Source organism: Catenulispora rubra (assembly GCF_015356825.1).
Taxonomy (GTDB): Bacteria; Actinomycetota; Actinomycetes; order Streptomycetales; family Catenulisporaceae; genus Catenulispora; species Catenulispora rubra.
Map to the genome: position 1 here is coordinate 1 of NZ_JAACYW010000173.1, position 23,837 is coordinate 23,837.

Sequence of the window (23,837 nt, forward strand, 5' to 3'; positions counted from 1 at the left end):
GGGGGCGTTGGGACGTCGGGACGTCGGGGGGGCCGCAGCGGTTTAGTTTGTGGCTTTAGAGGCTTTTTACGGCTTCGCACATGGTTTGACGGCCTCGCGGGGGGACGCAGTTCGGTTGAGCATTGCGAGTCGCGCTGGCGGCCGCCGGTTTTCGTGTCCACGACCGCGCGCAGGTCCGAGTCGCTGCGGCGGTGCGCTGGCGGCTGGCGGTATCGGTGGGCACGACCGCGCGCAGGTCCGAGTCACTGCGCACACCTTTGGTCTGGCGGCCGGCGGCAGCGTTTGATGGGCGCCCAAGATCAAAGGCAAGGTGCCTCCGGCGGGCGCTCCTCGACGAGGGGCGACCCTCCCGACCTGCTTGAGGCGGCGGCCCGCGACTGTTCGGCTTTCCTTCACGCTGTTGCCTGCGTCGCGCTGCATGCCGGCGGTCGCGCTTGTGGTCGCCGGGTTCTGGGTCCCTCGCCGCGTCGTCGCCTTACGGAACCAGCCCGGTCCGGTGGTGTAAAGCCGCATCGCTGCTGCTATGGTCCGGTTTCGCCCGGCTTGACACCACCGGACCGGCCAGGTTGGCTGCGCCCGCCGACGCGGCGAGGGACCCAGAACCAACACCCCGCATGGTCCTTCGGATCCGGCGAACCGCGTGCTCGGCTGGCGCCTGCCCGTCGCGTTGCGTGGTTGGCGGTGGTGCGCAGCCCGCCGCCGCGCGCTAAGCCAGCGACACCAGATCCAGGTACTGCTCGCTCCACAAGTCCTCGTCGCCGTCCGGCAGCAGAATGACCCGCTCCGGGTTCAGCGCCTGCACCGCGCCCTCATCGTGGGTCACCATGATCACAGCGCCCTCGTACGTTCCGAGGGCGCCGAGGATCTCCGCGCGCGAGGCCGGGTCCAGGTTGTTGGTGGGCTCGTCGAGCAGCAGCACGTTCGCCGTCGAGACCACCAGCGTGGCCAGCGCCAGCCGGGTCTTCTCACCGCCCGACAGCACACCGGCCGGCTTGTCCACGTCGTCGCCGGAGAACAGGAACGACCCCAGCGTCTTGCGCACCGAGACCAGGTCCAGGTCCGGCGCCGCGCTGCGCATGTTCTCCAGGACCGTGCGCTCCGGGTCCAGGGTCTCGTGCTCCTGCGCGTAGTAGCCGAGCTTGAGGCCGTGCCCCTCCTCGACCTGGCCGGTGTCCGGCTGCTCGACGCCGCCGAGCAGCCGCAGCAGCGTGGTCTTGCCGGCGCCGTTCAGGCCGAGGATGACCACCTTGGAGCCGCGGTCCACGGCCAGGTCGACGTCGGTGAAGACCTCCAGCGAGCCGTACGACTTCGACAGGCCGGTGGCCATGATCGGGGTCTTGCCGCACGGGGCCGGGGTCGGGAAGCGGAGCTTGGCCACCTTGTCCGACTGGCGGACCTCCTCCAGCCCGGCCAGCATCCGGTTGGCGCGGCGGGCCATGTTCTGCGCCGCGACGGTCTTGGTCGCCGAGGCCCGCATCTTGTCGGCCTGCGCGTTCAGCACCGCGGCCTTCTTCTCGACGTTGGCGCGCTCGCGCTTGCGGCGCCGCTCGTCGTCCTCGCGCTGCCTGAGGTAGAGCTTCCAGCCCATGTTGTAGTAGTCGATGGCGGCGCGGTTGGCGTCGAGGTGGAAGACCTTGTTCACGCAGGATTCGACCAGGTTCACGTCGTGGGAGATGACGATGAAGCCGCCCTTGTAGGTCTTCAGGAAGTCGCGCAGCCACACGATCGAGTCGGCGTCGAGGTGGTTGGTCGGCTCGTCGAGGAGCAGGACCTCGTTGTCGCCGAACAGGATCCGGGACAGCTCGACGCGCCGGCGCTGACCGCCGGAGAGGGTGTGCAGGGGCTGGTTCATCACCCGGTCCGGCAGGCCCAGCGCGGAGGCGATGGTCGCGGCCTCGGACTCGGCGGCGTAGCCGCCGGCGGCGATGAACTCGTCCTCCAGCCGCGCGTAGCGCCGCATCGCCTTGTCGTGGGTGGCCGGGTCGAGGGAGGCCATGCGCTTCTCGTTCTCACGCATGCGGCGCAGGATGTCGTCCAGACCGCGGGCGGAGAGGATGCGGTCGCGGGCGATCACGTCCATGTCGCCGGTGCGGGGGTCCTGCGGGAGATAGCCGACGGGACCGGAGCGGCTGATGGTGCCGGCGGCCGGGATGGTCTCACCGGCCAGGGTCTTGGTGAGCGTGGTCTTGCCGGCGCCGTTGCGGCCGACCAGGCCGATGCGGTCGCCGGGACCCACTCGGAAGGAGGCCTTCTCGATCAGGATGCGGCTGCCGGCCCGGAGCTCGACGTCGGTTGCGGTGATCACAACGCACCATTTTACGGTGCGTACGACACCACTCCGGAACGCGTTTTCGTGCTGCTCCGAAGCAAATCGCCTCTAGATGGGGCGATGTGTGACTCAGATCGCCTGCAGGCCGGCGATCAGGCGCGACCCCAGACCCCGGTCCACGCGCTTGCTGTCCCGCCAGCAGACCGCGAACGAGCGGCCCGCGTGCCACGAGCTCAGCGCCGTGCGCGTGTAGCCGACGGTGGCCGAGGGCAGGTCGTCGACCGTGTACCAGCCGAGCTTCTCGCACTTGGTGGGCTCGGCGTTCACCGGACCGCCGGACCAGCGGCTGGCCGCGAAGAAGAGCTGCATGCGCGGCTCGCCGTCGGCCTCGCGGTGGTGGACCGTGACCGCGTGCTCCAGGTCGCCGGGGTCGATGCGCACGCCCAGTTCCTCGCGCGCCTCGCGCACCAGGGCCTGCACGGCGTCCTCGCCGGGCTCGACGTGGCCGGCGGGCACGTGCCAGCGCCCGGATCCCCACACCGCGCCCTTGCGCAGCCCCAGGAGCACACGCTCGTCGTCGGGCCGCTGGAGAATGAGGTGCACGGCGAGCAGGCACGACTCACGGCCCTTGTCAGTCGCCTTCCGGATCCCGGACACAGGCTCCCCCTTAGTACGCGGGTCTTGACCATCTCGTTACTTGTAACAGGTACCAACCTACCCACACGTACCGTCGTTTACGCAAGACTTCCGCGCCTGCGAATGCACATGCATCCGCAGAAGGCAGCGCAGGAATGGCCTGCGATACCCGCAAAAAGCCGCCCGATTCCAGAAGAATCGGGCGGCCAGTTTTTACCCGCCGTTAACGCAGCTCGCTGATATCAGACGTTGAACCCGAGGGCCCGCAGCTGCTCGCGGCCGTCGTCGGTGATCTTGTCCGGACCCCACGGCGGCATCCACACCCAGTTCACGCGGAAGTCCGCGACCAGGCCGTCCAGGGCCATGCGCATCTGGTCCTCGATGACGTCCTGCAGCGGACAGGCCGCCGAGGTGAGCGTCATGTCGATGACGGCGATGTTGGCGTCGTCGACCGTGAGCCCGTAGACCAGTCCCAGATCAACGACGTTGATCCCCAGCTCCGGGTCCACCACGTCGCGCAGCGCCTCGGTGACGTCCTCGACGGGCGCCAGTTCGGTCGTAGTCATGCCTTCACACCCTTGCCTTCAAGTTCAACACTGCCGTTAGACTCCAGCGCCTGCGCGGTCGCGTCCTTCCACGCCATCCACGACAGCAGCGCGCACTTCACGCGCCCCGGGTACTTGGCGACGCCGGCGAACGCCACCGCGTCCTCCAGCACCTCCTCGTGCTCCTCGGCGAACTCCGGGCCGTCCAGCTTGGACTGCATCAGCTGCAGGAAGGTCTCCTGCACCTCGCGCGCCTGCTCGACGGACTTGCCGATGAGCAGGTCCGCCATCACCGACGCCGAGGCCTGGCTGATCGAGCAGCCCTGGGACTCGTAGGAGATGTCGCTGATCACGTCGCCATTGAGGTCGACGCGCATGGTCACCTCGTCACCGCACGTCGGGTTGACGTGGTGCACCTGGGTCGCGAACGGCTCGCGCAGACCCTTGTGGTGCGGGTGGCGGTAGTGGTCCAGGATGATCTCCTGGTACATCGATTCCAGCTGCATCTCCTGGCTCCCTTACGGCTTTCAGACTCCGAAGAACCGCTTCACCTGGTCCAGACCCTCAACGAGGGCGTCGACCTCGGCCGGCGTGGAGTACAGATAGAACGACGCCCGCGTGGTCGCGGGAATTCCGAAGCGCACGCAGACCGGCCGCGCGCAGTGGTGGCCGACCCGCACCGCGATGCCGTGCTCGTCGAGCACCTGGCCCACGTCGTGCGGGTGGATGTCGCCGAGCGTGAAGGAGATGGCCGCGCCGCGGTCCTCGTTCGTCGCCGGGCCGATGATCCGCAGCCCCTCGACCTCCTGCAGGCGCTTGAGCGCGTACTCCGTGATGGCGTGCTCGTGCGCGGCGACCTTGTCCATGCCGACGTTGTTGAGGTAGTCCACGGCGGTGCCCAGCGCGATCACCTCGGCGATCGGCGGGGTGCCGGCCTCGTACTTGTGCGGCAGGCCCGCGTACGTGGACTTCTCCATGGTGACGGTCTGGATCATCTCGCCGCCGCCGAGGAAGGGCGGCAGCTCCTCCAGCAGGTCCCGGCGGCCCCACAGCACGCCGACGCCGGTCGGGCCGAGCATCTTGTGGCCGGTGAAGGCGACGAAGTCGGCGCCCAGGCGCTGCACGTCCAGCGGCAGGTGCGGCGCGGACTGCGAGGCGTCCAGGACCACCAGCGCGCCGACCTCGTGCGCGCGCTTGACGATGGTCTCGACCGGGTTGACCGTGCCGAGGATGTTGGAGATGTGGACCAGCGAGACCACCTTGGTGCGCTCGGTGATCAGCTCGTTCAGGTTCGACAGGTCCAGCCGGCCCTCGTCGGTGATCCCGAACCAGCGCAGCTTCGCGCCGATGCGCTCGGCGGTGAGCTGCCACGGCACGATGTTGGAGTGGTGCTCCATCTCCGAGATGACGATCTCGTCGCCGGGGCGGATGCCGTAGGGCTCGCCGGCCCAGCCCAGCACGTTGGCCACCAGGTTCAGCGCCTCGGAGGAGTTCTTCGTGAAGACGACCTCCTCGCGCGGGGCGTTGATGAACGCCGCCACCTTGTCGCGGGCGCCCTCGTACAGCGCCGTGGCCTCCTCGGCCAGCACGTGGATGCCGCGGTGCACGTTGGCGTTGTGCAGCGAGTAGTACTCGACGATGGTGTCGATCACCTGCTGAGGCGACTGAGAGGTCGCCGCATTGTCCAGGTAGACCAGCGGCTTGTCGCCGTGCACCAGGCGCTGCAGGATCGGGAAGTCCTTGCGGATGGCATCCGTGTCAAGGAACTGAGAGGCAGTGACATTCACATTCGTGCCCATGACAATCAGGCTCCAGCCTTGGCGTAGCTTTCGTAGCCCTCAGATTCCAGCTTGTCGGCCAGCTCCGGACCACCCGATTCCACGATGCGGCCGTCGGAGAAGACGTGGACGTAGTCCGGCTTGATGTAGCGCAGGATCCGCGTGTAGTGCGTGATCAGCAGCGTGCCGACCTCGCCGGACTCGCGGACCCGGTTCACACCCTCGGAGACGGTCTTCAGCGCGTCGACGTCCAGGCCGGAGTCGGTCTCGTCGAGGATCGCGATCTTCGGCTTCAGGAGCTCCATCTGCAGGATCTCGTGGCGCTTCTTCTCGCCGCCCGAGAAGCCCTCGTTCACGTTGCGCTCGGCCATGGCCTTGTCCATCTGGATGGCTTCCATGGCGCCGTTGACTTCCTTGACCCAGGTGCGCAGCTTCGGGGCCTCGCCGCGGATCGCGGTGGCCGCGGTGCGCAGGAAGTTGGAGACCGTGACGCCGGGGATCTCCACCGGGTACTGCATGGCCAGGAACATGCCGGCGCGCGCCCGCTCGTCCACGGTCATCGCCAGGACGTCCTCGCCGTCCAGGGTGACGGTGCCCGAGGTGATGGTGTACTTCGGGTGGCCGGCGATCGAGTAGGCCAGGGTGGACTTGCCGGAGCCGTTGGGGCCCATGATGGCGTGCGTCTCACCCTCCTTGACCGTGAGGTTGACGCCGCGCAGGATCTCGCGCGGGCCGCCTTCTCCTTCGACGGTGACGTGCAGGTCCTTGATTTCCAAAGTCGCCATGACTTCTCTACGCCTCCTTGACGGCGACGTACAGGTCATCGCCTTCGATCTTCACGGGGTACACCGGCACCGGCTCGGTGGCCGGCAGGCTGGAGGGCTTGCCGGTCTTCAGGTCGAACATCGAGCCGTGCAGCCAGCACTCGATCTCGCAGTCCACGACCTCGCCCTCGGACAGGGCCACGTTGGCGTGCGAGCACACGTCGTGGATCGCGTAGAACTCGCCCTCGTGCAGCACCACGGCCACCGGGACGTCGCCGGCCACGACCGCCTTGGGCTGGTCCGGAGTCACCTCCGAGACGCCGCACACGCGGGTCCAGGTGTCGGTCTGGCTCATCCGACGGCTCCGGCGAGCTCGGTCTCCACCTTCGCCATCAGCCGCTCCTGGACGTCCGGGATGCCGATCCGGCCGATCACGTCGGCGAAGAAGCCGCGGACCACCAGGCGGCGGGCCTCGTCCTCGCGGATGCCGCGGGCCTGCAGGTAGAACAGCTGCTCGTCGTCGAAGCGGCCGGTCGCACTGGCGTGCCCGGCGCCGACGATCTCGCCGGTCTCGATCTCCAGGTTCGGCACCGAGTCGGCGCGCGCCCCGTCGGTCAGGACCAGGTTGCGGTTCAGCTCGTAGGTGTCGGTCTGCTCGGCCTCGGCGCGGATCAGCACGTCGCCGACCCAGACCGTGTGCGCGTCCTTGCCCTGCAGCGCGCCCTTGTAGGTCACGCGGGACTTGCAGTGCGTGGCGCTGTGGTCGACCAGCAGCCGGGCCTCCAGGTGCTGGCCGGCGTCGGCGAAGTACACGCCGAGCAGTTCGGCGTCGCCGCCGGGCGCGGTGTACGCCACCCGCGGGGTGAGCCGCACCAGGTCGCCGCCGAAGCTGACGTTGATGGACTGCAGGCGCGCGTCCCGGCCCAGCCGGGCCTGCTGCTGCGACAGGTGCACGGCGTCGTCGGCCCAGTCCTGCAGCGCGATGACGGTCAGGTCGGCGCTGTCGCCGACCAGGAACTGCACGTTCTCCGAGTAGGTCGCGCTGCCCTGGTAGTCCAGGACCACCACGGCCTTGGCGAACGGCTTCACGTCCACCAGCACGTTGCCGAACACGGTGCCGCCGGTGCCGGTGAACGTCACGCGCACCGGCTCGGCGACCTCGGCCTCCTGCGGGATGGTGATGACGGTGGCCTCGGTGAACCCGGCCCACGCCAGCGCCGCGGTGCGGTCCACCGGGGCGCCGGCCCTGCCGAGCCGGGAGTCGTCGCGGCCGACGGTCTCCACCACGACCGGCTCGCTCGCCACGACGTCGACCGCGACCTTGCCGTCGGCGGCCGGGGACTCGTGCAGCCCGCGCAACCGTTTCAGCGGGGTGAAGCGCCAGTCCTCCTCGCGGCCGGTCAGGGCCGGGAAGTCCGCGGGGTCGAAGGACGTGGGGCGCTCCACGCGCGCGTCGGTCGGCTGGCTCACGGCGCGGCCGGTGCCCGGGCCGGCGAGGCGGTTGCCCGCGCCGGGCTCGTTCACGGTGACGGCGGCGGCGGTTTTGGAGCCAACCTGGTTCTGCGGATCAGACATCGATGTCCCGTACTCGTGGCTAGTGATTCGTAAGAGGTCTGTTCTGATGGAGCGGGGGGCGTCAGCCGACCGCGCCCTCCATCTGCAGCTCGATCAGCCGGTTGAGCTCCAGCGCGTACTCCATCGGCAGCTCGCGGGCGATCGGCTCGACGAAGCCGCGCACGATCATCGCCATCGCCTCGTCCTCGGTCATCCCGCGGCTCATCAGGTAGAACAGCTGGTCCTCGCTGACCTTGGAGACGGTCGCCTCGTGGCCCATGGACACGTCGTCCTCGCGGACGTCCACGTAGGGGTAGGTGTCCGAGCGGGAGATGGTGTCGACCAGCAGCGCGTCGCACTTCACGGTGGACTTGCTGTGGTGCGCGCCCTCCTGCACCTGGACCAGGCCGCGGTAGGAGGTGCGGCCGCCGCCGCGGGCCACCGACTTGGAGATGATGGTCGAGGAGGTGTGCGGGGCGGCGTGCACCATCTTGGCGCCGGCGTCCTGGTGCTGGCCCTCGCCGGCGAAGGCGACGGACAGCGTCTCGCCCTTGGCGTGCTCGCCGAGCAGCCAGACGGCCGGGTACTTCATGGTGACCTTGGAGCCGATGTTGCCGTCGATCCACTCCATGGTCGCGCCGGCCTGCGCGGCGGCACGCTTGGTGACCAGGTTGTAGACGTTGTTCGACCAGTTCTGGATGGTGGTGTAGCGCACGCGGGCGTTCTTCTTCACCACGATCTCCACGACCGCCGAGTGCAGCGAGTCCGAGGAGTAGATCGGCGCGGTGCAGCCCTCGACGTAGTGGACGTAGGAGTCCTCGTCGGCGATGATCAGCGTCCGCTCGAACTGGCCCATGTTCTCGGTGTTGATGCGGAAGTAGGCCTGGAGCGGGATCTGGACGTGCACGCCCTTGGGGACGTAGATGAACGACCCGCCGGACCACACCGCGGTGTTCAGCGCGGAGAACTTGTTGTCGCCGGTGGGGATCACGGTCGCGAAGTGCTCGCGGAACAGCTCCGGGTGCTCCTTCAGAGCGGTGTCGGTGTCGAGGAAGATGACACCCTGCTCCTCCAGCTCCTTGTTGATCTGGTGGTAGACGACCTCGGACTCGTACTGCGCCGCCACACCGGAGATCAGCCGCTGCTTCTCGGCCTCCGGGATCCCCAGCTTGTCGTAGGTGTTCTTGATGTCCGCCGGCAGGTCGTCCCAGGACTCGGCCTGCTTCTCGGTGGAGCGCACGAAGTACTTGATGTTGTCGAAGTCGATCCCGCCGAGGTCCGCGCCCCACACCGGCATCGGCTTCTTCTCGAACAGCCGCAGGCCGCGCAGCCGCATCTCGAGCATCCACTCCGGCTCGCTCTTCTTCGCGGAGATGTCGCGGACGACGTCCTCGTTCAGGCCGCGGCGCGCCGTGGACCCGGCGACGTCGGAGTCGGCCCAGCCGTACTCGTAGGTGCCGAGGCCTTCGAGCTGCTCGTGCGAGGTGGTGGTCATAGCGGAACCCTTCCGGAAACCTCGGTGCTCTTGCTGGTCCCGGTGGCTGAGACGGTCATCGGGATGAAGGTGGTGCACACGCCGTCGCCGTGGGCGATGGTCGCGAGTCGTTGGACATGAGTGCCCAGCAGCTCGGCGAAGACCTCGGTCTCCGCCTCGCACAGCTGGGGGAACTGCTCGGCGACGTGCGCCACCGGGCAGTGGTGCTGGCACAGCTGCTCGCCGGCGGCGGGCGCGTTGCCGGTCTCCCGCAGGCCGGCCGCGTAGCCGTCCTCGGTGAGGAGCTTCGCCAACAGCGCGGGCCGCTCCTCGGCGGGCACGGATTCCATCCGCTCCCGGAACCGGTCGGCCAGCTCCGCCACACGCTTGCGCGCGAACGCCTCGACCGCCACGGACCCCGCACTGTCGGCGAGGAACTTCAGCGCGTCGACGGCCAGTTGGTCGTACGCCTGGTAAAAAACACCCCGGCCGCGATCGGTGAGCGCGAAGACCTTGGCCGGCCGGCCGCGTCCCCGCTGCCCGTACGTCCGCTGCTGCCGCGCCTCGACAAGGTTCTCGGCCAACAGCGCATCCAGGTGACGCCGCACGCCGGCGGGCGTCATCTTGAGCCGCTTGCCGAGGTCCACCGCGGTCGAGGGCCCGTTGGCCAGGATGCTGCGGGCGACCCGGTTGCGCGTGCCGACGTGCACGTCAGAAACGTCGTCGGCGGACGACGACGCACTCACGCTCGGGTTCGGCACGCTTTCCACAACACCAGTGTGCCTTTATTCGTTCCCCGGTACCAAGTAAGGGGGACCTAATAAGTCACGGGGATGTGACCAAATTCACGCGCGCGCGGCGGCTCGGAGCGGAGCTCGGACGAAGACGCCTCGCGGCGAGCCTACGCCCGGGCTTCGGAAGCGGCAGCGCGGGGCTCGACCAGCCGGTCCCGATCCCGCGGCTCACCTCAATGCACCGCGGGGCGGTCCCGGAAACCGACGGCGGCTATGAGGTCCCTGGGTTCGCTGAGTTCGCCGAGTTCGCTCGGCCTCAGACCTCCACGTCCCGCACCAAAGCCGCCGCCCCGATCAGTCCCGCGTCCCCGCCGAGCGCCGCCGGGTGCACCGTCACGTCGCGCGTGAACGACAGCCGCGCGTACTCCTTCAGGTGCTCGCGCAGCGGCCCGAACAGCAGGTCCCCTGACTTCGCCACGCCGCCGCCGATCACCGCCGCCTCCATGTCGACCAGCGCGGCGGTGCCGGCGATGGCTGCGGCGAGGGCCTTGGCCGAGCGGTCGAACGAGGCCAGGGCGATCGGGTCGCCGGCGCGTGCCGAGTCCGCCACCTCGGCAGCCGTGGCCTCCGACGCGGCGCCGCCGCTGGGGCGCTGCCAACCTTCGCTGACCGCGCGCGCGGCGATCGCGGTACCGCTGGCGATCACCTCGACACAGCCGCGGGCGCCGCACGGGCACGGCGGGCCGTCCAGCTCCACGCAGATGTGGCCGACGTGGCCGGCGTTGCCGCTCGGGCCCGGACGCAGCCGGCCGCCGAGGATGAGGCCGCCGCCGACGCCGGTGGAGACCACCATGCACAGCACGTTCTCGCGGCCCTTCGCGGCGCCGCGCCAGTGCTCGCCGGCGGCCATGGCGACGCCGTCGCCGGCCAGGGTGACCGGCAGGCCGGTGCGGTCCGCGACCCGGGCCGCCAGCGGGAAGTCCCGCCAGGCGTGGATGTTCAGGGGGCTGACGGTGCCCTTGGCGGCGTCGATGGGGCCGGCGCTGCCGATGCCCACGGCCACGGCCTGGGCCCACGCGGGCTCCGCCATGAGGGCCGCCAGGAGGTCCTCGACCGCCGTCATCGGCTCGGTGGCGGGAGTCGGCCGCTCGTGCCGGGCCAGCAGCTCGCCCGCGGCGTCGACCAGGCCTGCCGCGATCTTGGTGCCGCCGATGTCGATGGCCGCGTACACACTTCCTCCGGTGGGTCGGGAAAACGTTTTGCCCAGTGGGATGGATCGCCCACTTGGACGGACGAACCGCCGAGCCGGGGGCTCAGGATCCCCGGCTCGGCGGCGGCTTGCAAAACCGCTGAGGTCTCGGCCCGAAGGCTAGCCCAGCGCCAGCTCGTCGATGGCGGCCAGTTCCTCGGCGGTGAACTCCGGCCCCGACACCGCGGCCACGTTCTCCTCCAGCTGCGCCACCGACGAGGCGCCGATCAGCGCCGAGGTCATCCGCGGGTCGCGGACCACCCACTGCGTGGCCATCTGCGCCAGGCTCTGCCCGCGCTTGCCGGCCAGCTCGTTGAGGCCGCGCAGCTTGGTCAGCACCTCCGGCGTCAGGTTGTCCTTGGACAGGAAGCGGCCGATCGACGCCCGCGAGCCGGCCGGGATGGTCCCGTCCAGGTAGCGCGAGGTCAGCAGCCCCTGCTGCAGCGGGCTGAACGCGATGCAGCCCATCCCGGTCTCGGCGGTGGCGTCGAGCAGCGAGTCCTCCTCGATCCAGCGGTTCAGGATCGAGTACGAGGGCTGGTGGATCAGCGCCCGCACGCCCATGCCGCGCAGCAGCGCCGCGGCCTCGCGGGTCTGCTCGGAGCTGTAGGAGGAGATGCCGACGTAGAGCGCCTTCCCCTGCTGCGCCGCCGAGGCCAGCGCGCCCATCGTCTCCTCCAGCGGAGTCTCCGGGTCGAAGCGGTGCGAGTAGAAGATGTCGACGTAGTCCAGGCCCATCCGGGTCAGCGACTGGTCGAGCGAGGCCAGCAGGTACTTGCGCGAGCCCCACTCGCCGTACGGCCCGGGCCACATGTCGTACCCGGCCTTGGTGGAGATCACCAGCTCGTCCCGGTACGGCCGGAAGTCCTGCGCGAACACGTGCCCGAAGTTGGTCTCGGCCGAGCCGTAGGGCGGCCCGTAGTTGTTCGCCAGGTCGAAGTGCGTCACGCCGAGGTCGAAGGCCCGGCGCAGCACCGCGCGCTGGTCCTCGATCGGCTTGCCGTCGCCGAAGTTGTGCCACAGCCCGAGCGAGACCAGCGGCAGCTTCAGCCCGCTCAGGCCGCTGCGCCGGTAGGGCATCCGGTCGTCGTAGCGGTCCGGGTCGGCGGCGTACGGGGGAAGGACGTTCATGGTTCAGGCCTCCGAACCGGTCGTGCGGGCGAAGCGGAGCGTGACGAGCTGGAACGGCCGCAGATCCAGGCGGAGTCCGTCGTTGTCTGTGGCCACGCTCACACCCTCTCGGGTGATCGGCCGCTCAAGCAAATCGCAGATCTCAAAGCCCGAGAAACCGAAGCCCGGCGTGACGCGCGCCGAGGCCCGGCCGCCGTGCGATTCGTAGACCCGGAGGATCACGTCGCCGCTGCGGTCGTCGGCGAGCTTGATCGCGGAGGCCACGACGGCGTCGTCGTCGATGGTGAACAGCGGGGCGACATCGCGCTCGCCGCCCTCCACCCCGCGGCTGGTCGTGGGGAGCGCGTAGCCCTCACGCACCGCGTCGCCGATCGACGCGCCCGGCACCAGCGAGTGGTGGAAGGAGTGCTTGCCCTGGTCGGTCTCGGGGTCGGGGAACCGCGGCGCGCGCAGCAGCGAGATCCGCGCGGTCGTGGTGGTGCCGCCGTCCGCGCGGACCGTGCGCGTCACGTCGTGGCCGTAGGTCGAGGCGCTGATCAGCGCCACCCCCCAGCCCGGCTCCTCGAAGTGCACGAACTTGTGGTTGCAGGCCTCGAACTTCGCCGCCTCCCACGAGGTGTTGGTGTGGGTCGGACGGAAGATGTGGCCGAACTGGGTCTCCGAGGCGTAGCGATCCGCGTGGACGTCCAACGGGAAGGCCAGCTTGAGGAATTTCTCGGTCTCGTGCCAGTCGACCTCGGTGGTGATGTCCAGCCGCTTCGAACCGGGAGCCAGCGACAGCCGCTGGACCACACGTGAGGCTCCGAAACTCCTGGTGACCCGCACCCCGCCGGACAGAGCCTGGAGCTCGTCGACCTCGGTCAGGTCGGTGACCGTGTTGCGGTAGAACTCGTCGACGTCCCAGGCATCCCACATGTTCGGGAAATCGGGGTGGATCTGCAGCAGGTTGGCCGGGGAACCGGGGACCAAGGTCTCCCGGCCGCTCTCGACGTCGACCACCGACACCAGCAGGCCGCGCCCGTCGATCTCGGCCCGCACCACGCCGTTGTCCAGGACGAACCCGCCGCCCTCGCGGGCCGTCGGCGCCACCCGGACGTCGGGCTCGGCGATGACGATTCGGGCGCCGCCGGCGGGAATCTCCCACCGCCCGTGCGGCGCGGCGTTGAACACGACCTCGCGGTCGCCCTTTCCTGCCAGCTCGCCCAACGCGTCCCAGACGACCTTCTCGAGCTCGTCGGCCACCGCCTTGTAGGTCTTCTCCGCCTCGCGGTGCACCCACGCGATCGACGACCCCGGCAGGATGTCGTGGAACTGGTGCAGCAGCACCGTCTTCCAGATCCGGTCCAGCGCGGCGTAGGGGTACTCGAAGCCGTTCCGCACCGCCGCGGTCGCGGCCCACAGCTCGGCCTCCCGCAGCAGCTGCTCGCTCCAGCGGTTCCCCTGCTTGGTCCCGGCCTGGCTGGTCAGCGTGGCCCGGTGCAGCTCCAGGTAGAGCTCCCCCACCCACACCGGCGGGTTCTTGTACTCGGCCTCGGCCTTTGCGAAGAAGTCGGCGGGCTTCTCCCACGCGACCTTCGCCGACCCCTCCAGGTCCTTCATCCGCCGGGCCTTGGCGACCATCTCGCGCGTGGTCCCGCCGCCGCCGTCGCCCCAGCCGGTCGGGGCCAGCGACACCGAGGCGCGGCCCTTGTCCTTGAAGTTGCGCGCGGCGTGCGCGATCTCGCTGCCCTTCATCGAGCAGTTGTAGGTGTCGATCGGCGGGAAGTGCGTGAAGATCCGGGTGCCGTCGATGCCCTCCCACAGGAAGGTGTGGTGCGGGAACTTGTTGACCTGGCTCCAGGAGATCTTCTGGGTCAGCAGCCACTTCGAGCCCGCGGCCTTGATGATCTGCGGCAGGCCGCCGGCGAAGCCGAAGGTGTCCGGCAGCCAGGCCTCGTCGTTCTCGACGCCGAACTCGTCCAGGAAGAAGCGCTTGCCGTGCACGAACTGCCGGGCCATCGCCTCCGAGCCGGGCATGTTCGTGTCCGACTCCACCCACATGCCGCCGGCCGGCACGAAGCGGCCGTCGGCCACCGCCTTCTTGACCTTCTCGTAGACCTCGGGGCGGTGGGTCTTGATGAAGTCGTACTGCGCGGCCTGGGACATCGTGTAGATGAACTCGGGCTCTGAGTCCAACAGGTTGGTCATGTTCGCGGTGGTGCGGGCGACCTTGCGGACCGTCTCCCGCAGCGGCCACAGCCACGCCGAGTCGATGTGCGCGTGGCCCACCGCGGAGATCTTGTGCGCCGAGGGCACGGCCGGCTTGGCCAGCACCTCGGCCAGCCGCTCGCGCGCGGCGGCCGCGGTGGCGTTCACGTTCTGCAGGTCGACGGCGTCCAGCGCGCGTTCCACGGCCTGCACGATCTCGTAGCGCCGCGCCGAGTCCTCGGGCAGCTCGGCCATCAGCTCGCCGAGCACCTCCAGGTCGGCGACCAGGTTCCACACCGTCTCGTCGAAGACCGCCAGCTCCAGCTTCTCCAGCCGGTACTGCGGCTCGTCGCCGGCCGTCTCCTTCTCGCCGAGCAGCGTCGGCAGGAAGGGGTGGTAGTCCAGGATCACCGGGTTCGAGGCCGCCTCGACGTGCAGCAGCACGTCCTCGCCGCCGGCCGCCCGGTCCACCACGCGCACCCACTGGTTGCGCGGGTTCAGGCCCTTCACCGGCGAGCCGTCGGGCCGGTAGACCAGCCCCTCGCACTGGAAGCCGGGCATGTTCTTGTCGAATCCGAGGTCGATGATCGCCTCGACGGTCCTGCCCGCCCACGCGGCGGGCACCGTCCCGGCGACCGTCAGCCAGCTCGTCCCCCACGGCGCGCCCCAGCGGTCGCCGACCGCGACCGGCTCGCGCGGCGCGGCCAGGCCTTCGGCCACCGGCACCGGCTCGCCGGGGGCGACCCAGATCGACCCCGTCAACGGCACCGACTCCGGGTAGATCGCCGGGGTGATGCGCTCCTCCAGGACGCGCTTCAGGCGGTGTTCCACCAAGGACCGGTTATCGTGCATCGCTTTAGCTCCAAACGTCCTCGACGGCCAGCACCTCGGTGATGCCGCGCGCAGTCAAGTGATTCTTATCCCCCGCGAGCCCGGCCAGTACAGCTGTGGGCCGCGCACCTTCTGCTAATAAATGCATGAAGGCTTCGTAGTAGCGTCCGCCGGGACCGCATGTGGCCCGCGCCGTGACCTCCTCGGGCAGGTCCACGACCAGGCCGACGGCCCGCGGCGCGGGCGGCGCCCAGTGCTCCCGGACCTCGCCGACGATCTTCGCCAGCTCCAGTCCGGCCGGCTTGGGCTCGCGGGAATTGGTGAGCAACCCGAGGCGGTATTCGAGCTCGGGGAAGTCGGCCAGGTCCTTGCTCACGTCGTGCGAGCACCACCACGTGACGCCCCACAGGTCCGGGCAGTCAAGCGCGTTCGCTACCGTGGCCCGGGTGAAATCGGCGGCTTTGTCGGCCGGGATGTGCGGCTGCGGGGCGCCGACCTCCTGGAGCCACACCGGCCGGTGCGCCTCGGTGGCCCAGGCCTTCGACAGCTCGATCATGTACTCGGCGTGATGCGCCACGGCCGTGGAGTCCGTGCCGTAGCGCTGCTGCGTGCCGTTGAAGACCCAGGAGTGGATCGCGGTCGCGGCCCCCTGACGTGCGGCGTGCCCCGGGGTGAAGGGGTGGTCGTCGAGGTACCAGGCGGCGTCGTAGGAGCAGTGCAGGTGCAGCTTGCCCGGCGCGCCCTCCTCGCAGGCCGCGAGCAGCCGGTCCAGCCAGGCGGCGGCCTGCGCCGGGGTGATGCGGTCCGGATCCGGATGCGGGTCGCCGGAGAACTGGTTGGTCTCGTTGCCGAGCGTCATGCCGATGAAGTTCGGGCGGTCGGCCAGCGCCGAGGCCAGGGTGCGCAGGTACTCGGCCTCGCCGGCGACCACGTCGGGGTCGGTGAACATGTTCCGGCGGTGCCAGGTGCTGACCCAGGCCGGCTGGAAGTCGAAGCTGGACAGGTGGCCCTGCAGGCCGTCGACGTTGACGTCCAGCCCGCGCTCGGCGGCGGCGTCGGCGAGCGCGACCAGCTGCTCGACGGCGCGCGGGCGGATCAGCGTCCGGTTGGGCTGGAACACCGGCCACAGCGGGAAGACCCGCACGTGGTCCAGGCCGAGTCCGGCGATCGAGTCCAGGTCGGCGCGCACCTCGTCCAGGTCGAAGTCGAGCCAGTGGTGGAACCAGCCGACGCTGGGGGTGTAGTTGACGCCGAAGCGGGGTGTCGGCTGGGTGTGTGTCGCCTGCGTGTGTGTCTGCTGGGTGCGCGTCGGTTGCGCGTGCGTTGTCGGGGGCTGCGGGGACGGCGGACGGGGCGGAACTGCGGTCATGGCCGGAGCGGGTCCTCGTGTGTGCGGGGCGTGCGGTGGCAAATCAGATGTCTTCGGACCTGGCGGGCGTCACCCCTTGATGGCGCCCTCCGCGACACCTCTGAAGAAGTACCGTTGCAAGATCAGGAACAGCGCGAGGATCGGCAGCAGCGCCATCATGGTTCCGGCGGCGATGGTGCGCGGGTCGTGCGACCACTGGCCGTTCAGGTAGGACAGGCCGACGGTGAGGGTGAGCTTGTTCGGGCTCTGCAACACCAGCAGCGGCCACAGGAAGTCGTCCCAGGCCCCGATGAAGGCGAAGATCGAGATCACGCTCAGCGTGCCCTTGACCGACGGCAGGCCGACGTAGCGCATGCGCTGCAGGACGGTGGCGCCGTCGATGATCGCGGCCTCCTCGACCTCCTTGGGCAGCGCCATGAACGCGTTGCGCATCAGCAGCACGTTGGTCATGGCGATCATGTCCGGCAGGCAGACCCCGAGGATCGAGTCGCCCAGGCCCATGCTGGTGATCATCTGGAACTTGGAGATGATCGTCACCTCGGCCGGCAGGATCAGCGTCGCGACGAACACCCCGAGCAGCAGCTTGCGGCCCTTGAACTTGAGCCGGGCCAGCACGTAGCCGGCCAGCGTGGCGCCGAGGACGTTGCCGGTGACGTTGATCGCGGCCACGGTCAGCGAGTTCAGCGCGAAGTGCCACACCGGGATGGTGTTCTGCACCTCGCCGTAGTTGCCGAGCGTCGGGTGGTGCGGCAGCAGCTGGATGTTCTGCGTGTAGACGTCCTCGGCCTTGCTCTTCAGCGAGGTCGACAGCTCCCACAGCATCGGGCCGATGGAGACCAGCAGCACGATGACCAGCGCGGTGTAGCGCAGGACCAGGCCGTGCGGCGTCGGGGCGTCGAAGATGGGCGAGCGCCCCTTGCGGTCCGGGTTCCGGACGGCGGTGCCGCGGCGCGCCGGCCGCTTCCCGCGCGTCTCGCGCTCGCGGCTGTCCTCGGCGGTGGTCGCGGTCACGACTCCTCCTGGTTGCTGTTGTTCAGGCGGGTCAGGAACAGCAGCGGGATCGCGGTGAGGAAGAACAGGAACACGCTGATCGCGCTGGCGTAGCCGAGCCGGCCGTCGCTGCCGGAGGCGGCCTGCTGCACCAGCATCACGATCGACACGTCCTGGCCCCCGACGCCGCCGGTCGCGCCGCCGAGGATGTAGAGCTCGCTGAACACCCGCATCGCGTTCACCGCGATCAGCACCGAGATCAGGATCATGGTGCCGCGCACCCCGGGGACGGTGACGCTCCAGAACCGGCGCACGGACCCGGCGCCGTCCACGGCGGCCGCCTCGTGCAGCTCCCGCCGCACGCTGCCCAGCGCGGACATGTACAGGAGCATGTAGTAGCCCAGCCCCTTCCACACCGTCAGCGCGATGGCGCTGAGCAGCAGCAGCCACCGGTCGGTGAGGAACGGGACGGTCTTGTGGACGAACCCCATGGTCTGAAGAAGGTTGTTGAACAGACCGCGGTCGTCGAGCATCCACTTCCAGATCAGGGCCACGGTCACGGCCGAGGCGATGACCGGGAAGTAGAAGGCGGTCCGGAAGAAGGCGATGCCGCGGATGTTCCGCTGCACCAGCATGGCCAGCAGCAGCGGGAGCAGGGTGAGCAGCGGGACGCAGATCACCATGAAGACGATGGTGTTGAGCACCGCGTCCCGGATGTGCGGGTCGTGCCACAGGAGCCAGTAGTTCTTGAGACCGATGAAGTGCCCACCGGTGAGCTGGTGCACGTTGGTGAACGACAACGTGACGGTGTTGATCGCCGGCCACACGCTGAACAGCGCGAGCCATACCAGCGCCGGCAGCATCAACAGCCATGGGGTGTAGAACCGGTGGGACCTCATCGGTTTCCTCGCTGCTTCCTACTCAGGCCTACGGGACACACGTCACTGCGTGAGCAGCGCGTTCGCCTGGTTCACCGTGTTGTCCAGGGCCTGCTTGGAGCTCTCCTTGCCGGTCATCGCCTTGGCGATCTCCTGGTTCAGGATCGTGTTCATCGCGTCGGTCCAGATCGGCGGTGTGAAGTTCACCGCGGTCTGCATGTCCTTGTACGCGATCACCGAGGCGTCGCCCTGCGTCGTGCCGTCGCTCTTGCTGTACTGCGGGTCGTCGGCCGAGGCGGCCGAGCCCGGCAGGAAGCCCGGGGCCAGCTTGATGAAGGAGACCTGGTTCTCGTTGTTCGTCACGTACTCGGCGAAGGCCAGCGCCAGCGGCAGGTTCTTGCTCTTGCTGGCGACCGACAGGCCCTGCACGTACAGCGGCGCGGTGTCCAGCGCCGGGGACGGGACCACGTTCGGGGCCAGCGTCGGGTTGTCCTGCTTCAGGCTGGTGATCAGGTTGCCGCCGCCGGTGGTCCAGGCCGCCTGCTGCTTGCTGAACAGCGCGGAGTTGCCCTCATAGCTGTTGTCCAGGACGTTCGACGGGAGGTACCCGGCCTTGTAGGCGGCGGTGTACTTGTCCAGCATCGCCTCGGCCGGCGCGGTGTTGAAGGCGAACTTCGTGCCGTCGGTCGTGAGCAGCTTGGTGCCGGTGTTGGCGATGTCGGACAGCCCCGGCGCGCGGGACATCAGGTAGTCCTTGCCGCCGGACTTGTCGTGCATGGTCTTGGCCTGCGCGACCAGGTCGTCGAAGGTCTTCGGCGGGTTGCTCGCGTCCAGGCCGTCCTTGGCCATCATCGTCTTGTTCCAGTAGCTGACGTCCGTGCCGAGGTACCACGGGAAGCCGAAGTCCTGGGAGCCGCCGGAGATGTCCTGGTAGTTGTAGGCGGACAGGCCGCTCTTGACGTAGTCCGTCGCCAGCGTCGGGACGTTCTGCTTCAGGTCCAGCAGGTTGCCGGTCTTGGCCACGGCGTGCGCGATGTCCGGCGGCAGGTTGATCACGTCGGGCAGGCTGCCGGTGGAGACCTGGCTGGCCACCTTGGTCGGGTAGCCGTCGCCGGGCTGGTCGATCCAGTTGACGTCGGTGCCCGGGTGCGCGGCCTTGAAGTCGGCGATCAGCTTGGTGAAGTACGGCGTGAACTTGTCGTTCTTCAGCGACCAGGTCTGGAACGTGATGCCGCCCGACAGCGCGGCCGTGGTGGCGACGGTCTTGTTCGCGTCCGCGGACGAGGACTTGCTTCCGACGCCGCAGCCGGCCAGCAGCGTCGCGGCGACGGCTATGGCGGATACCGCTGTGGTCCTGCGCATGCTCATGACTCCCGGCTTTCCGTGTGAGGGATCGGTGTTTGGGGACGGTGCTGGGTGCGTTCGAGGACTGCTCTCTCGTTCACGAGAGTTTTACTAAACCGCTCTAGTGGAAAGGGACTATGCTCTGCGACATCCGGGGTGTCAAGGGGCGAGACAGCCCTCGCCGGGGAAGGGATACCGAACCGTGACCAGGCCCACGATCGACGACATCGCCCGCAGCGCGGGGGTGTCGAAGAGCGCCGTGTCGTTCGCGCTGAACGACCGCCCCGGCGTAAGTCCCGCCACCCGCGAGCGCATCCTTCGGGTGGCCTCGGAGATGAACTGGCGGCCGCACAAGGCGGCGCGCGCGCTCGGCGGCGCCCGCGCCGACGCCGTCGGGCTGGTGGTCGCGCGGCCGGCGCAGACCATCGGCGCCGAGCCGTTCTTCGGCCTGCTGCTGGCCGGGCTGCAGGCCGGGCTGTCGGCGCGCTCGGTGGCCCTGCACCTGATGATCGTCGAGGACACCGCGGCCGAGATCGAGGTCTACCGGCGCTGGACCTCCGAGCGGCACGTGGACGGGTTCGTGCTGGTCGACCTGCAGCACCGCGACAAGCGCGTGCCGGTGCTGGAGGACCTCGGCGTCCCGGCGGTGGTGATCGGCGGCCCCGGCGGCCACGGCACGCTGCCGAGCCTGTGGGCCGACGACCGCGAGGCGATGCTGTCCCTGGTCGACTACCTGGCCGCGCTGGGCCACCGGCGCATCGCGCACGTCGCCGGCGACGAGGCGTTCCACCACACCCGCCGCCGCATCCGGGCGCTGAAGGACGCGGCCCGCCGCCTGCACCTGGCGGACGCGGTCTCGGTCCCCACCGACTTCAGCGACGCCCAGGGCGCCTCGGCCACCCGCGCGCTGCTGAGCAGCCCGGAGCGGCCCAGCGCCCTGATCTTCGACTCGGACGTGATGGCGGTCGCCGGCCTGGCCGTGGCCGCCGAGATGGGGGTGGCCGTGCCGGCCGGCCTGTCAGTGGTCTCCTTCGAGGACTCGCTGCTCACCCGCATCGTGCACCCGGGGATCACCGCGCTGCACCGCGACACGTTCGCGCTCGGCGGGCAGGTCGCGGCGATGCTGCTGGCCGCGATCGACGAGCCCGGCTCGGTGCGCGACGTGCAGGGCCCCACGCCCCGGCTGACGGTGCGGGAGAGCACGCGCGCTCCTTACAGCGACCACCGTCCATGAACCGGTTCAGCGATCTCCATGAACCGGTTCAGTAACAGCCGGTCACTTCCCACGAACAGCCCACCCCGCTTGCCCTATCACCCCGCTCGTACTGGTCTGATGGAAAACACGCGGATGGGAGGACGACTATGTTCGTCCGCAGCCTCTACATCACCGCCGATCCGGCGGACGTCGGCCCCGCCCTGGACGTGATCGCCAAGGCGGTCCCCGGGATGATGGCCGAGCAGCCCGGCTTCGACGGCATCGGGATCTTCGCCGACCGGACCCTCGGCAAGATCCTCACCGGCTCCTGGTGGGAGACCGAACAGACGCTCAAGGACAGCGACGAGCAGCTGCGCGACCGCCGCACCGACATGCTGGCCCGGTTCGTCTCGACGATCACGACCGTCGACCTGGAGGCCGCGGCCTACACCCGGCCGGCCTCGGCGACCAGCGGCGGCTTCCGGCTCCAGCGGATGGCGTACGCCCCGGCCATGGCCGACACGATCATCCAGGCCTTCAAGGAGGTCGGCCTGCCCCGGCTGCAGGAACTCGACGGCTTCCAGGGCGCGAGCCTGCTCCTGGACCGGGCCCACAACATGGCCGGCGTGAGCACCATCTTCAGCGACATGGACACCCTCGCGGCCTCGCGCGGCCCGCAGGCAGCGATCCGCAAGGCGGCGTTCGAGCAGATGAAGGAGGGTGTCCAGCTGATCTCGCTGGAGGAGTTCGAGGTCGTGGAGCTCGACCTGCCGACCTCCAACCCGATCAAGCGGCCGGGGCACTGAGCACGTGTGGCGCGGATAACAGCAAGACCCGGCACGAAGCACCAGAGGTCGGCTTCGTAGAATCACCGCTATGGGACAACCAGCCGTAGAAGTGACCGGCCTGGTCAAGAGGTACGGCGCCAAGACCGCGGTGGACGGCCTGGACCTGCGCGTGCAGACCGGGACCATCACCGCCGTGCTCGGCCCGAACGGGGCCGGGAAGACCTCGACGATCGAGTGCTGCGAGGGGTACCGCCGGCCCGACGGCGGCACCGTCCGCGTGCTCGGGCTGGACCCGGTCGCCCAGGGCGAGCGGCTGCGGCCGCGGATCGGCGTGATGCTGCAGTCCGGCGGCATCTATCCCAGCGTGCGCGCCGCGGAGATGCTCAAGCACACCGCGAAGCTCTACGCGAACCCCCTGGACACCGACGCGCTGATCGAGCGCCTGGGCCTGGGCTCGGCCGGCCGGACCACCTTCCGGCGGCTGTCCGGCGGCCAGCAGCAGCGGCTCTCGCTGGCCCTGGCCGTGGTCGGGCGGCCGGAGCTGGTGTTCCTGGACGAGCCCACGGCCGGGCTGGACGTGCAGGCCCGGCACGCCACCTGGGAGCTGATCGAGCAGCTGCGGCGCGACGGCGTCACCGTGGTGCTCACCACGCACCTGCTGGACGAGGCCGAACGGCTGGCCGACACGGTGGCGATCGTGGACTCCGGCCGGGTGATCGCGCACGACACCCCGGCGGCGCTGGCCGCGGCGAACGGCACCGCGGACACCGCGATCCGCTTCACCGCACCGCCCGGCCTGGACCTGGCCGGGCTGCTGGCCACGCTGCCGGCCGGCCTGACCGCCGTCGAGCAGCCGCCCGGCGGCTACACCGTGGCCGGGGACATCACCCCCACCGTATTGGCGAAGGTGACCGCGTGGTGCGCCGCCAAGGACGTGATGCCGCAGGGACTGAGCGTGGGACGCCGTACCCTCGAAGACGTCTTCCTCGATCTCACCGGACGGGACCTCCGTTGACGACCACCGCCTCCGCCGACGACACGGCCGACGACACCGGCGCCAAGAGCGGCGCGCGCCGGGCCGCGGCCCTGAGCTTCACGCCGAAGCCGGGCGCCGCCCCGGCCTCCCGCATGATCCTCGCGCAGGCCGCGCACGAGGTCCGCCTGATGCTCCGCAACCCCGAGCAGCTGCTGCTGACCATAGTGATCCCGGCCCTGATGATGGTCCTGTTCTCCGGCGAGTCCCTGGTCGCGACCACCGGCCCGGGCAAGCGCATCGACTTCTACGCCCCGGGCCTGTTCGGCGCGGCGGTGCTGTCGACGGCGTTCACCGGCCTGGCCATCGCCACCGGCTTCGAGCGCCGCTACGGCGTGCTCAAGCGCATGGGCGCCACGCCGCTGCCGCGCTGGGGGCTGATCGTGGCCAAGGCGCTGTGCGTGCTGTGCGTCGAGGTGATCCAGATCGCCCTGCTCTCGGCGATCGCCCTGGCCATGGGCTGGAAGCCGCACGGCAACCCGCTCGCGGTGGCGGTCCTTATCGTCCTGGCCACCGGCACCTTCGCGGGCCTGGCCATGCTCATGGCCGGCACCCTGCGCGCCGAGGCAACGCTGGGCCTTGCGAACTTCGTGTTCCTGCTCCTGCTGGCCGGCGGCGGAGTGATCATCCCGCTGTCCAAGTTCCCGTCGGGCGTCCGCCACGTGCTCGACGCCCTCCCGATCAGCGCCCTCACCAACGGCCTGCGCGACGTGCTCCAGCACGGCGCCACGCTGCCCTGGGCGAACGTCGGTATCCTCGCCGCGTGGGCCGTGGCCGCGATCGCGGTGGCCGCCCGCACCTTCAAGTGGGAGTAGCAGGACGATGACGCAGACCGCCGGGGACGCCCCGGCCGGCAGCACGGCTCCGGCCGGCGAGGCGAAGGTGCCGGCTCAGGCCGAGCATGCCGGTGCCGACTCCGCCGCCGGCACGACCGACACCCCGAGCGCCGCCGCAGCTCCGGCCGAGTCCGCGACCGCCGAGCCAGCGAGCACCTCGCGCACCGCGACCCCCGCCGACCTCGCCGCCGAGACCGCCGCTCCGGCCCCGGCGCCCGGCGAGCCGTCGGCCGCCGCCTCGCGCCCCGCAGC

At 69.7% G+C, this 23,837-nt stretch carries 21 protein-coding genes and 1 pseudogene; 5 read left to right on the forward strand and 17 right to left on the reverse strand.

The window, feature by feature from the left end; genetic code table 11:
- Positions 1 to 706 precede the first annotated feature (706 nt).
- The 17 genes from GWK61_RS34785 to GWK61_RS34865 all read right to left on the reverse strand — a co-directional run bounded on the left by GWK61_RS34785 (position 707) and on the right by GWK61_RS34865 (position 19,751).
- Positions 707 to 2,305: an ABC-F family ATP-binding cassette domain-containing protein gene (locus GWK61_RS34785; RefSeq protein WP_194915947.1), complete on the reverse strand. Its 1,599-nt coding sequence runs from the start codon at positions 2,303 to 2,305 to the stop codon at positions 707 to 709.
- A gap of 93 nt (positions 2,306 to 2,398) precedes the next feature.
- Positions 2,399 to 2,926, reverse strand: coding sequence for an NUDIX hydrolase (locus tag GWK61_RS34790; protein ID WP_194915948.1), 528 nt, complete (start codon positions 2,924 to 2,926; stop codon positions 2,399 to 2,401).
- Positions 2,927 to 3,147: 221 nt separating this feature from the next.
- Positions 3,148 to 3,471, reverse strand: a complete 324-nt coding sequence (locus tag GWK61_RS34795) for a metal-sulfur cluster assembly factor (protein ID WP_194915949.1) — start codon at positions 3,469 to 3,471, stop codon at positions 3,148 to 3,150.
- Positions 3,468 to 3,956 (reverse strand): Fe-S cluster assembly sulfur transfer protein SufU, encoded by a 489-nt coding sequence (gene sufU, locus GWK61_RS34800; RefSeq protein WP_194915950.1) that lies wholly within the window; start codon positions 3,954 to 3,956, stop codon positions 3,468 to 3,470. The genes GWK61_RS34795 and sufU overlap by 4 nt, the downstream gene beginning before the upstream one ends.
- A 21-nt stretch (positions 3,957 to 3,977) precedes the next feature.
- Positions 3,978 to 5,249: a cysteine desulfurase gene (locus GWK61_RS34805; protein ID WP_194915951.1), complete on the reverse strand. Its 1,272-nt coding sequence runs from the start codon at positions 5,247 to 5,249 to the stop codon at positions 3,978 to 3,980.
- Between the two features lie 5 nt (positions 5,250 to 5,254).
- Positions 5,255 to 6,013, reverse strand: a complete 759-nt coding sequence (gene sufC, locus GWK61_RS34810) for a Fe-S cluster assembly ATPase SufC (RefSeq protein ID WP_194915952.1) — start codon at positions 6,011 to 6,013, stop codon at positions 5,255 to 5,257.
- A 7-nt stretch (positions 6,014 to 6,020) separates the two neighbouring features.
- A complete protein-coding gene (locus GWK61_RS34815) occupies positions 6,021 to 6,347 on the reverse strand; it encodes a non-heme iron oxygenase ferredoxin subunit (RefSeq protein ID WP_194915953.1) in 327 nt (108 codons plus the stop codon).
- Complete coding sequence (sufD, locus tag GWK61_RS34820; RefSeq protein ID WP_194915954.1) at positions 6,344 to 7,567, reverse strand: Fe-S cluster assembly protein SufD; 1,224 nt, start codon at positions 7,565 to 7,567, stop codon at positions 6,344 to 6,346. Before sufD ends, GWK61_RS34815 begins: the two co-directional genes overlap by 4 nt.
- 61 nt (positions 7,568 to 7,628) lie before the next feature.
- The gene (gene sufB / locus GWK61_RS34825) at positions 7,629 to 9,041 is read right to left on the reverse strand and encodes a Fe-S cluster assembly protein SufB (protein ID WP_194915955.1); all 1,413 of its coding nucleotides are present in this window, start codon (positions 9,039 to 9,041) and stop codon (positions 7,629 to 7,631) included.
- Positions 9,038 to 9,790 carry a helix-turn-helix transcriptional regulator gene (locus GWK61_RS34830; RefSeq protein ID WP_194915956.1) on the reverse strand — a complete coding sequence of 251 codons (753 nt, stop codon included), beginning with the start codon at positions 9,788 to 9,790 and terminating at the stop codon, positions 9,038 to 9,040. The genes sufB and GWK61_RS34830 overlap by 4 nt, the downstream gene beginning before the upstream one ends.
- A 280-nt stretch (positions 9,791 to 10,070) precedes the next feature.
- Complete coding sequence (locus GWK61_RS34835; protein WP_194915957.1) at positions 10,071 to 10,985, reverse strand: ROK family protein; 915 nt, start codon at positions 10,983 to 10,985, stop codon at positions 10,071 to 10,073.
- A gap of 138 nt (positions 10,986 to 11,123) precedes the next feature.
- Positions 11,124 to 12,134: an L-glyceraldehyde 3-phosphate reductase gene (gene mgrA / locus GWK61_RS34840; protein ID WP_194915958.1), complete on the reverse strand. Its 1,011-nt coding sequence runs from the start codon at positions 12,132 to 12,134 to the stop codon at positions 11,124 to 11,126.
- A gap of 3 nt (positions 12,135 to 12,137) precedes the next feature.
- Complete coding sequence (locus GWK61_RS34845) at positions 12,138 to 15,173, reverse strand: alpha-mannosidase (RefSeq protein ID WP_194915959.1); 3,036 nt, start codon at positions 15,171 to 15,173, stop codon at positions 12,138 to 12,140.
- Between the two features lie 4 nt (positions 15,174 to 15,177).
- Positions 15,178 to 16,521, reverse strand: coding sequence for a glycoside hydrolase 5 family protein (locus GWK61_RS34850; protein WP_228563447.1), 1,344 nt, complete (start codon positions 16,519 to 16,521; stop codon positions 15,178 to 15,180).
- 69 nt (positions 16,522 to 16,590) lie between these two features.
- Entirely contained in the window at positions 16,591 to 17,424 is an 834-nt protein-coding gene (locus GWK61_RS34855; RefSeq protein WP_438939798.1) for a carbohydrate ABC transporter permease, read from the reverse strand.
- A gap of 104 nt (positions 17,425 to 17,528) precedes the next feature.
- A complete protein-coding gene (locus GWK61_RS34860) occupies positions 17,529 to 18,410 on the reverse strand; it encodes a carbohydrate ABC transporter permease (protein WP_194915961.1) in 882 nt (293 codons plus the stop codon).
- Between the two features lie 42 nt (positions 18,411 to 18,452).
- A complete protein-coding gene (locus tag GWK61_RS34865; protein ID WP_194915962.1) occupies positions 18,453 to 19,751 on the reverse strand; it encodes an ABC transporter substrate-binding protein in 1,299 nt (432 codons plus the stop codon).
- A gap of 184 nt (positions 19,752 to 19,935) precedes the next feature.
- Here GWK61_RS34865 and GWK61_RS34870 point away from each other — a divergent pair, with 184 nt between their 5' ends.
- From GWK61_RS34870 to GWK61_RS34890, 5 genes and pseudogenes are all read left to right on the forward strand, one after another.
- Positions 19,936 to 20,967 (forward strand): LacI family DNA-binding transcriptional regulator, encoded by a 1,032-nt coding sequence (locus GWK61_RS34870; protein WP_194915963.1) that lies wholly within the window; start codon positions 19,936 to 19,938, stop codon positions 20,965 to 20,967.
- A gap of 128 nt (positions 20,968 to 21,095) precedes the next feature.
- Positions 21,096 to 21,734, forward strand: coding sequence for a hypothetical protein (locus GWK61_RS34875; protein ID WP_194915964.1), 639 nt, complete (start codon positions 21,096 to 21,098; stop codon positions 21,732 to 21,734).
- A 70-nt stretch (positions 21,735 to 21,804) separates the two neighbouring features.
- The gene (locus GWK61_RS34880; RefSeq protein ID WP_194915965.1) at positions 21,805 to 22,731 is read left to right on the forward strand and encodes an ABC transporter ATP-binding protein; all 927 of its coding nucleotides are present in this window, start codon (positions 21,805 to 21,807) and stop codon (positions 22,729 to 22,731) included.
- A gap of 113 nt (positions 22,732 to 22,844) precedes the next feature.
- Positions 22,845 to 23,564, forward strand: coding sequence for an ABC transporter permease (locus GWK61_RS34885; RefSeq protein ID WP_194915966.1), 720 nt, complete (start codon positions 22,845 to 22,847; stop codon positions 23,562 to 23,564).
- A 7-nt stretch (positions 23,565 to 23,571) separates the two neighbouring features.
- Positions 23,572 to 23,837, forward strand: a pseudogene (locus GWK61_RS34890) (hypothetical protein); the annotation flags it as partial.